The organism is uncultured Paraglaciecola sp., from assembly GCF_913020055.1.
Lineage (GTDB): Bacteria > Pseudomonadota > Gammaproteobacteria > Enterobacterales > Alteromonadaceae > Paraglaciecola.
On sequence record NZ_CAJWCF010000061.1, the window covers coordinates 18,929 to 28,583 of the forward strand.

7 protein-coding genes are annotated in these 9,655 nt (G+C 41.1%); 3 read left to right on the forward strand and 4 right to left on the reverse strand.

What is annotated here, in order from left to right:
• Nucleotides 1-88 precede the first annotated feature (88 nt).
• Nucleotides 89-3,979: a phosphoribosylformylglycinamidine synthase gene (purL, locus tag QZ488_RS13695; protein WP_293749667.1), complete on the reverse strand. Its 3,891-nt coding sequence runs from the start codon at nucleotides 3,977-3,979 to the stop codon at nucleotides 89-91.
• Nucleotides 3,980-4,291: 312 nt separating this feature from the next.
• On the opposite strand from purL, the gene mltF reads away from it, so the two are divergent.
• On the forward strand, nucleotides 4,292-5,683 hold the full coding sequence (gene mltF / locus QZ488_RS13700; RefSeq protein ID WP_293749669.1) for a membrane-bound lytic murein transglycosylase MltF: 1,392 nt from the start codon (nucleotides 4,292-4,294) through the stop codon (nucleotides 5,681-5,683).
• A 4-nt stretch (nucleotides 5,684-5,687) separates the two neighbouring features.
• Here mltF and QZ488_RS13705 read toward each other — a convergent pair whose 3' ends face one another.
• Complete coding sequence (locus QZ488_RS13705) at nucleotides 5,688-7,112, reverse strand: polysaccharide lyase family 7 protein (RefSeq protein WP_293749671.1); 1,425 nt, start codon at nucleotides 7,110-7,112, stop codon at nucleotides 5,688-5,690.
• 237 nt (nucleotides 7,113-7,349) lie between these two features.
• Here QZ488_RS13705 and QZ488_RS13710 point away from each other — a divergent pair, with 237 nt between their 5' ends.
• Entirely contained in the window at nucleotides 7,350-7,502 is a 153-nt protein-coding gene (locus tag QZ488_RS13710; RefSeq protein WP_293749674.1) for a hypothetical protein, read from the forward strand.
• A gap of 9 nt (nucleotides 7,503-7,511) precedes the next feature.
• Here the strand turns inward: QZ488_RS13710 and tadA are convergent, their stop codons facing one another.
• Entirely contained in the window at nucleotides 7,512-7,997 is a 486-nt protein-coding gene (gene tadA / locus QZ488_RS13715; protein WP_293749679.1) for a tRNA adenosine(34) deaminase TadA, read from the reverse strand.
• A 194-nt stretch (nucleotides 7,998-8,191) separates the two neighbouring features.
• On the opposite strand from tadA, the gene QZ488_RS13720 reads away from it, so the two are divergent.
• The gene (locus tag QZ488_RS13720) at nucleotides 8,192-8,434 is read left to right on the forward strand and encodes a hypothetical protein (protein ID WP_293749681.1); all 243 of its coding nucleotides are present in this window, start codon (nucleotides 8,192-8,194) and stop codon (nucleotides 8,432-8,434) included.
• Nucleotides 8,435-8,500: 66 nt separating this feature from the next.
• Here QZ488_RS13720 and QZ488_RS13725 read toward each other — a convergent pair whose 3' ends face one another.
• The gene (locus tag QZ488_RS13725) at nucleotides 8,501-9,628 is read right to left on the reverse strand and encodes a 1-acyl-sn-glycerol-3-phosphate acyltransferase (RefSeq protein ID WP_293749683.1); all 1,128 of its coding nucleotides are present in this window, start codon (nucleotides 9,626-9,628) and stop codon (nucleotides 8,501-8,503) included.
• Nucleotides 9,629-9,655: the final 27 nt, after the last annotated feature.

A 9,655-nucleotide genomic window follows, 5' to 3' on the forward strand; every position in this document is an offset into this window, starting at 1 on the left:
ACCTATAAAGGTATAGATCAATAAATACACTTTATAAGTAACCGTTTTTATTACTTATAGAGTGTACGTTTTTGACAAAAATCCAGCGCTACCCCAGATAAACTCTAGCATTTCTAAACATTCGCATCCAAGCACTGTCTTCTTGCCAATCTTCTGGGTGCCATGAGTTAGCAACGGTTCTGAACACTCTTTCAGGATGAGGCATCATAATGGTTGCCCTACCGTCACTACTGGTTAATCCGGCGATCCCTAGTGGTGATCCATTCGGATTAGCAGGGTAGTTTTGCGTAACCTTGCCGTAATTGTCCACATATTGCAGAGCAACAGCAGAACTTTGCAAGGCTGTGTTTGCTCCGTCTTGGTTAGTAAATTCTGCACGGCCTTCACCGTGAGAAACAGCAATCGGCATTCTCGACCCCTGCATACCATCAAAAAATACTGATTTGGATGATTTAACTTCAAGCATCGCTACACGTGCTTCAAAACGTTCTGACTGATTAGTCACAAAATGTGGCCACAGCTCTGCGCCTGGGATCAATGATTTCAGATTGGACATCATCTGACAGCCATTACATACCCCTAGTGAGAAAGAGTCTTGGCGAGCGAAGAATTCAGCAAACTGATCTCGGGCTTGATGGTTAAACAAAATAGATTTTGCCCAGCCCTCTCCCGCTCCTAACACGTCACCGTATGAAAACCCGCCACATGCCACCAAACCTTTAAAGGTATCTAGCGATTGTTTACCTGACAACAAATCACTCATATGTACATCAACAGCACTGAATCCAGCCCTGTCAAACGCAGCCGCCATTTCTACATGAGAGTTAACACCCTGCTCGCGCAAAATAGCGATTCGCGGGGCGACACCTTTAAGAATATAAGGTGCAGCAACATCTTCAGTCACATTGAAACTCAAGTTCGCATGTAAACCGGGATCTTTAACATCTGCTTTAGCCGCAAACTCTTGCTCAGCGCAGCTTGGGTTATCTCTGAGTTTTTGCATGTGCAACGTAGTTTGTGCCCATGTTTGACGATAAAACACACGACTATTCTCAAGAACAACCTGTCCGTTTTGTTTGAACACAATCTGATCGGTATTATTCAGACCACCAATACTGTGTACTAAATGTTGAATGTCATGTTTGGCAAACACATTTAATACATGTTCTTTCTCAGCGACAGAAATTTGTATCACTGCGCCTAATTCTTCATTAAACAACAAATCAATTGCCGGACCATTAAGTGCATCCAAATGGATATCTACACCTGTTTTTCCGGCAAATGCCATTTCGACCACAGATGTAAACAAACCTCCGTCTGATCTGTCGTGATAGGCTAATAAACGTTTTTCATTGACCAATTGCTGCAACGCTAAGAAGAATCCTTTTAATATCGAAGGAGAGTCAACATCCGGCGCCACGTTGCCTAATTGTTGATACACCTGAGCCAAACAAGATGCACCTAAACGATTTTGCCCTTGGCCTAAATCAATTAGTAATAATTCAGTTTCACCCACTTTGGTATTGAGTTCTGGGGTTAATGTTTTGCGAATATCCTTTACTGCTCCAAAAGCAGTGATCACCAATGAAAGTGGTGATGTTACCGAGTTTTCACCTTGTTCATCCTGCCAAGTGGTTTTCATAGACATAGAATCTTTGCCTACAGGAATGGTGATGTCCAAAGCAGGACATAACTCTTCACCCACAGCTTTAACCGCTTCATACAATCCAGCGTCTTCACCAGGGTGGCCTGCCGCGGCCATCCAGTTAGCGGATAAGTTGATTCGTTTTAGATCGCCAATATCCGCCGCCGCTAAGTTAGTTAATGCCTCACCAACCGCCATACGGGCAGAGGCAGCATAGTTAATCAATGCAATGGGTGTACGCTCTCCCATAGACATCGCTTCGCCTTGATAACTATCAAATGAACTTGCAGTGACAGCCACGTCAGCGACTGGCACTTGCCACGGACCAACCATTTGATCTCTGGCGACCAAGCCCGTTACAGAACGATCACCAATTGTAATCAAAAAGGTTTTTTCAGCCACAGTTGGCAAACTCAATACACGTTCTGCGGCCTCTGATAAGTTCATCAGACTGGTATCAACTGCCACCGTATCCAGTTTTTTTGACGTAACATCTCGGTGCATTTTAGGTGTTTTACCCAATAATACTTCAAGTGGCATATCAATCGCATTATTCTCAAAGTGTTGATCACTTAGCGTCAAATGCTGTTCTTCCGTTGCTTCACCAACCACCGCGAAAGGCGCTCGTTCACGGCGACAAATGTCAGAAAAGGTGTCGAGGTTTTCCGGTGCAACCGACATCACATAACGTTCTTGAGACTCGTTACACCACACTTCTAAAGGAGACATTCCAGGTTCATCGTTAGGCACATTGCGTAATTCAAACTTACCACCACGTCCGCCATCACTGACTAATTCAGGGAAGGCATTAGACAACCCACCAGCACCCACGTCATGAATAAACTGGATGGGATTTTCGTCGCCCATTTGCCAGCATTTATCAATCACTTCTTGGCAACGACGTTCCATTTCTGGATTGCCACGTTGTACTGATGCAAAGTCCAAGTCTTCGCTAGATTGACCGGACGCCATAGACGAAGCTGCTCCGCCGCCTAAACCGATGTTCATCGCTGGACCACCTAAAGCAATTAGCTTAGCCCCAACAGTGATTTCACCTTTTTGAATATGAGACTTACGAATGTTGCCCAAACCACCAGCAAGCATAATCGGCTTGTGATATCCCCTCACCTCTTCGCCGTTAAAACTAGTGACTTTTTGTTCGTAAGTACGGAAATAGCCTAGAATACTAGGTCGGCCGAATTCATTGTTAAAAGCCGCACCGCCAAGAGGTCCATCCATCATAATGTCGTAAGCACTAACAATACGCGCAGGCTTACCAAAATCTGTTTCCCACGGTTGCTCAAAGCCAGGAATACGTAAGTTAGACACGGAAAAACCGACTAATCCAGCTTTAGGTTTAGAGCCTCTTCCGGTTGCACCTTCGTCACGAATTTCGCCGCCAGAACCGGTAGCAGCGCCAGAAAACGGTGCTATAGCTGTGGGGTGATTATGAGTTTCGACCTTCATCAGAATATCAATATTTTCATGATGATAGCGGTATTCATTACCTTGTGATTCTGGGAAAAAGCGCCCCGCAAAACTACCTTCCATAACGGCAGCATTATCTTTGTAGGCAGAATGAACATTTTCACCACACTGTTCATAAGTATTTTTAATCATTTTAAACAATGACTTTGGCTGCACTTGACCATCAATCGTCCAGTCAGCATTAAATATTTTGTGACGGCAGTGTTCAGAGTTGGCTTGCGCAAACATATATAACTCTACGTCGTTAGGATTGCGTCCCAATCGACTGAAGTTATCAAACAGGTAATCCACTTCATCATCAGCCAAGGCCAAACCTAACCTAATATTTGCCTGTTCTAATGCTGATTTACCCAAACCAAGCATATCTACAGATGTTAAAGGCGTGGGTTCACTTTGCACAAACAACGACTCTGCCGCTGCAAAATCGGCGATAACCACTTCTGTCATTCTGTCGTGAAGAATTACTTTTACCGCGTTTAATTGAGCATCGGTCAAATTATCTGTTTGTAAATAATAAGCCACGCCTCGTTCTAAACGTAGTACCTTATCTAAACCACAGTTATGGGCTATATCCGTTGACTTAGAAGACCAAGGTGAGATTGTACCTGGCCTTGGTGTAACCAGAAGCAAAGTGCCTTCAGGTCGATGTTCTTGGATAGTAGGGCCGTAAGTTAACAACTTGGCCAGTATCGAATGTTCTTGCTCAGAGAGTGGTTTTGAAACCATCACAAAATGAGCGTACTCAGCATAGATACCAGAAACTGGTAAGCTTTGTTCGGCAAATTGAGCAAGACATTTTTCAATACGAAAATCGGATAAAGCAGGTGTACCGCGAAGCACTAACATAAAGTCATTACCTATAGCAGAATTCGCATATTCAGTTAAAATTTGCGAATCGATGAATGAGGAATTTTAAGGCGCGGATTATAGGGTAATTTAACTACATTTATAAGCATCAGTTTGGTTAAAAACCTAGTTTTATTTGTTTTATTTCATAACTTTACTTGTTCAACACCATGACCAATTAGTCTACTTTTGTTAGTCTTAGGTATAAACAAAGCACTGGATGAAATCCAATAATTTGTTCACAATAGGATTTCATCCAAAATACGACCTAAATATGAGGACATTGTTATTCGTTTACAGCGCAGTCTCATTTTGTTTCTAGTACTGGTAATCGGTGGCTGTAATGACACCAAACAATCTTCCAGCTTGGGAGATGTATTAGACTCAGGTGTATTGAAAGTCGGCACCACCTACGGACTGACCACCTATTACAATGGTCCGACTGGACCTATTGGTTTTGAATATGAGCTAGCCGAGGGTTTTGCCACTTATTTAGGGGTCAAACTAGAAGTTTTCCCTTACTATAATTTAGACGACTTATTTCCTCAATTAACAGATGCCCATCTGGATTTGATTGCCGCTGGGATTAGTGTCAGCCCTGAACGATACCAAAAATTTAAATTTGGCCCCGGTTATCAGCGAGTCAGTGAAAAACTGGTTTTTAAGCAGGGTAATGAATGGCCTAGAGCGATTAAAGATTTAAAGGGTGAATTGGTTATAGCTGCTGGCAGCAGTCATCATGATTCACTGCTTAGGTTGCAGCTTGAGAACGAACAACTAAGCTGGCAAGAAACAGACGACAGTGACATGGAAGAGCTACTAGAGATGGTCTTAAATGAAGAACTGGACTATACCATTGCCGACTCCAATATTTTAGCCTTGATGCGTCGACGTTATCCTGAACTTTCTATAGGTTTCTCAATCAGTCCTGAACAAGATGTGGCCTGGGCTGTCAATAAGCAACGAGATGATTCTTTGCTAGCTGCCTTAATCGAATATTTTGGCATTATCCAAAACAATGGCACGTTAGCGGCTCTGGAAGACAAATATTTTGGCCACGTAAGACAATTTAATTATGTAGATACAAGGGAATTCATAAAATCTTCAAGGAAAGTTTTACCAAAATTCAAACCATGGTTTGTCCAGTATTCTGGAGATTTAGATTGGCGTTTATTAGCCGCCATGAGTTACCAAGAAAGCCACTGGCGCCCCAGAGCTAAATCCGTCACAGGCGTTCGCGGCATGATGATGTTAACATTGGCCACCGCCAAGGAGCTGGGCATAGTCTCACGATTGGATCCCGAGCAAAGTATTAAAGGTGGGGCAAAATATCTAACTAAACTTCTTAAACGTATCCCAGACCGTATTACCCACCCTGACCGCTTATGGTTTGCCCTAGCATCCTACAATGTAGGCTTGGGGCATTTAGAGGATGCGAGAGTATTAACCGAACGCCAAGGCGCTAACCCTGATATGTGGGTAGATGTAAAAATACGACTACTCCAACTAAGACAGAAAAAACATTATAAAACAACTCGTTACGGCTATGCTCGTGGCAATGAAGCTGTTGCTTATGTTGATAATATTAGACGTTATTACGACACCCTTGTTTGGCTAGATGAACAACAACCACAGATCTTACAACCAGAAGTGACTCCCGAAGAGACTTTGGCTCCAATCATTGCAGAAGTAGTAACCGATTAGGCGACTACTCACTCTTTGCATAACCTGTATGTGCATTACGTATTTCATAAAAAGTGGCTTGAGCGTACTCATCAGGATCACTGCTGTTGTTTAGATGATACACACCTACTTTAAAGTAGTGATATTGATCATCTTCATCAAACAAACTATTAGACATGTCCAAATCTGCCACAATGTTATCTTTTCCTTCTCGGATAATAGTCACAGTCAACAAATTGGCCGTCACGTTAATCCGATAACTAAACTTTTCGTCTAATGCAATGCCATCGCTAGGGTTTGATGCACTGTTACTTCTAGAACCAATCATCTCTGCGTAAACTTCATCACTACCTTCAACACGACTTTCATGAGCAAAATAAACCGAACCTTTGTCGTTTCCTGGCAGTTTTCGATAATACAAACGGATTGGTTCATCATTGTTGGCGTGTATCTGGCCAATAACCAATCGGCCTATTTGATAGTTTTCACCACTAATCGTGACATTGTTAACCGCTAAGGTCACGTTTAATTCACCGTCAACACCACCAGCAGCCGCTTGCCCTTGGTTAGACGCAGCACCGAATACCCAGTTATTTTTATTCACTCCTTGAGTACGAATTGAACGATCACCACGGCGCAACATTTCACGCAGCTCAACACGCACGTAACTAGTATTAGTAGAAGTTTTAAAACCATAACTGGGCGAACGCATCACAATACCATTGTCGGCTGAGGCGTAAAAATATTCAGAATTGGTATAACCTGCTGCCAAATCATCCTCATCAATAGAATCTGATGTGCCGCTATTGTCCTCGTCTGTTGGTACACTCAAATACCAATCAACTAATTCGATACCTAATTCATTTGGGTATAAATCGATTAACTGACCATCAGCACCTTCACAACTATGAACCTCTACTTCTACAATACTATTCCATTCGTTTTGTGAATTGCCCATTCCAATAATTTTGACATAACGAGCCTCACTTGATGTTACATTCACTTGTTCAAAACCACTGTGTCTGCCGCTGGAAGTAGATTCTGCCAGTACACTTTGCCAAACGCTGTTATCACTTGAGGCTTCAATACTGAAATTTGCCTGACGTTCTGCGCCATTATGCCACTTAACTTTTAACGAACCGATCGGGTTTATTGTTCCTAAATCAAAAATTATTTCTTGCGCTACCCCTTCAGAAGACCATCTGGAATCAGGCGCAGTATTTCCATCGATAGTATTAGCAGGCGAATAATCAGCATTAAATAAACCATCATCCGTTACAGCTACAATTTGATATTGCACATTGTTACAACCAACTGGGGTATCAGGTACATCAATAATAGGAGGGTCAGCGATAACTACAGGGCCCGGTTCTGGATCTGATCCACCACCACAAGCTGATAAAACGGCCAGAGCTAAAAAAACATTCATTTTTTTATATAGATTAAACATGATTGAACTAAACACCTATTAATTGCACATTGGTTAAGCAAACCCAACAAAATTGGTTGAACACTTTAATGAATTGGTCAAACAATGTCACTTACAATATCGTCATCGGTTATAGATGAAGGCTCTTAACTAGGCAGAAAAGGTTCAGCTGTCATAAATCTTTAATAATGTTAACTTATCTTGATTGAACTTTATTCGCGTGTGTCGAGTCTAAAGACTCACAAATAGGAGTTAAATATGAAAAAACCAACAACAACCATCAATAGAAATCGCTTAGGAAGCAATATTCGCAGGCGTCAATTACTAAAACGAGTTCACCAAAAAGTGACCTCTCGTCGTCAAAATTTCCAAATAATAGAGGCAACTGAAGAACTGGTACAAGCTAGCTAAAACAGTGAATTAAGCTTTGTTCTTAAGACGTTTTTTTTGTTCTCTACGCAGTTTAAAAAAAGCTGACAACTTATCACCACACTCTTGAGCTAAAACGCCACTTTGTACTTGCACAATATGATTCATTCGGGGATCACCTAATAAATCAAGTAAGCTTCCCGCCGCTCCTGTTTTAAAATCTGACGCACCAAAAACCAAACGATCGATACGACTATGGATTAATAGTCCGGCACACATAGAGCATGGCTCTAAAGTGACATACAAACAGCTATTAACTAATCGGTAATTTTGTAGGTTTTTCCCAGCGTCACGAATAGCGACCATCTCGGCATGTGCAGAAGGGTCATGCTGACTAATAGATTGATTCCAACCTTCACCAATAACTTTATTGTCTTTGACCAACACTGCACCAACAGGGATCTCCCCCTGGGATTGGGCTTTGTCAGCTAATTGCAAGGCGTGTCGCATCCAATACTGATCTTGTTCTGTACTCAATGGTTATATTTCTCTTTTATTGGTTAATTACATGATTAAAATAGTCATTTTCGCCAAGACATATTGCTTAATGGCCAACCACAAAGCTTAACCCATTGATAAATATAGCTTTTAAATTATGGTCAATTATTTGCTTTGTAACTGGCATAAGCATAAACTTTTTATAAATCGTATCAAGGTAAAGGGGATAAATCATGAATATGACAGCCATCGCAATAGTCGCTTTAGTATGTTGGGCAATAGTCGAGTTAGTCAATGGACCGAGAAGCAAGAAAAAAGACAAAAAGGAGACCGCCCAAGTTAATCTGACTAATGACTTAGAACGTGAAGTAGCTGCTATGCGTGATCGAATTGAAACCCTAGAAAAAATTGTGACTGATGAAAAATATGATCTCAATCGTCAATTTGATGATTTGAAAAAAGATAAGGTTGCCTAACAACCTATATACACATGGTTCAAACAGGGTGTAACAGTGCACACTGTTTGTTTCTAGTATATTTAGTTAATTGACCTTTCTTAAATAAGCGCAAGCATACATATTAAGTAGTTTGTTTTGCTCCTCTACAGATAAGTTGAGCAGTCTTTCTTGTAAATAATCTACCGCAGCTCTAGCATATTGATCAGATTCGGCATTATCATTATCTTCCACTGAAAGCATTTTTGCTGCTATTGGACCTGTGGAAAAAGAATCGTATCCTTGCAGTATTTCACGATCAATGTGTGCAGCCACTTCTTTTGCGTTTTCAAAATCCCCTACTAGCAATTCGCCAAAATGAATATGTACTCTGCCTTTTTGACCCGTTATGCCATTGACTATACTTCTAACATCTTCATTATCTGGCTTATCATAGCTCCCCTCTTGTGCCACCTTTTGTAATTCCTTGGCTTTGTTGATATCGCAGGGATCAAATTCATAAGAAATGGATACTGGTACAATACGCAATTTTCGAATGTACTCTGAAAATTCGGCTCGCTTGGGCTTGTTCAATGCCAACATTGACAAAATTGCAGGATTAGTGACATCGTTTCCATCTTTGGCACGCCCTTCTCTTTGAGCTATCCATATATGTTGTTGCTCAGAAAGTAGAGTAAATTCAATATATTCACTCAATAATTTGGCTGCTGACAATTTTTCTCGTCTGTCGGTTGCTGAGCGTTTAACAATAAAACACTTATTTAGTCTAATTAAATCTGCAACCCATTCTTTCTTTAATAAATTATCGCCAACCGCTATGCGCACAGTATCTTGACCATTTAAATGTAACGCCCAATTTACAAAAGTAGGATCCAAGGCAATATCTCTATGATTACTCATAAACAAACATGCTTTAGATAAGTCTAGTTTATCTAAACCACTGACAGTAAAAGACTCAGTCGTGGTGTTAATCATTCGCTCAATATAGGGCTCAATTAAGCGTTGAAAGCCTCTAAGAGTGTCGATTTTGGTAATCTGTTTGATTATGTAACGACGGGTAAAAAAACCTAGAGCTGGACGCAAAAAACGTGGCCAATCACTAAACTTAAATGCCACTATGCTATTGATAAACTCTTTATTATTAAAAAGCTTAGATAAAACGACAGATAAATCAGCGTCGTCAAAAGGGCGAATTGAATCAAACTTAGTAGGCATGTTGTTATTCTTGTCTCTACTGTAAAA

Excerpts from the sequence above, each read along its gene's own strand:
- QZ488_RS13725 (WP_293749683.1), bottom strand. The coding sequence starts at position 9,628 with ATGCCTACTAAGTTTGATTCAATTCGCCCTTTTGACGACGCTGATTTA.
- QZ488_RS13705 (WP_293749671.1), bottom strand. The coding sequence starts at position 7,112 with ATGTTTAATCTATATAAAAAAATGAATGTTTTTTTAGCTCTGGCCGTT.
- QZ488_RS13710 (WP_293749674.1), top strand. The coding sequence starts at position 7,350 with ATGAAAAAACCAACAACAACCATCAATAGAAATCGCTTAGGAAGCAAT.
- QZ488_RS13720 (WP_293749681.1), top strand. The coding sequence starts at position 8,192 with ATGAATATGACAGCCATCGCAATAGTCGCTTTAGTATGTTGGGCAATA.
- purL (WP_293749667.1), bottom strand. The coding sequence starts at position 3,979 with ATGTTAGTGCTTCGCGGTACACCTGCTTTATCCGATTTTCGTATTGAA.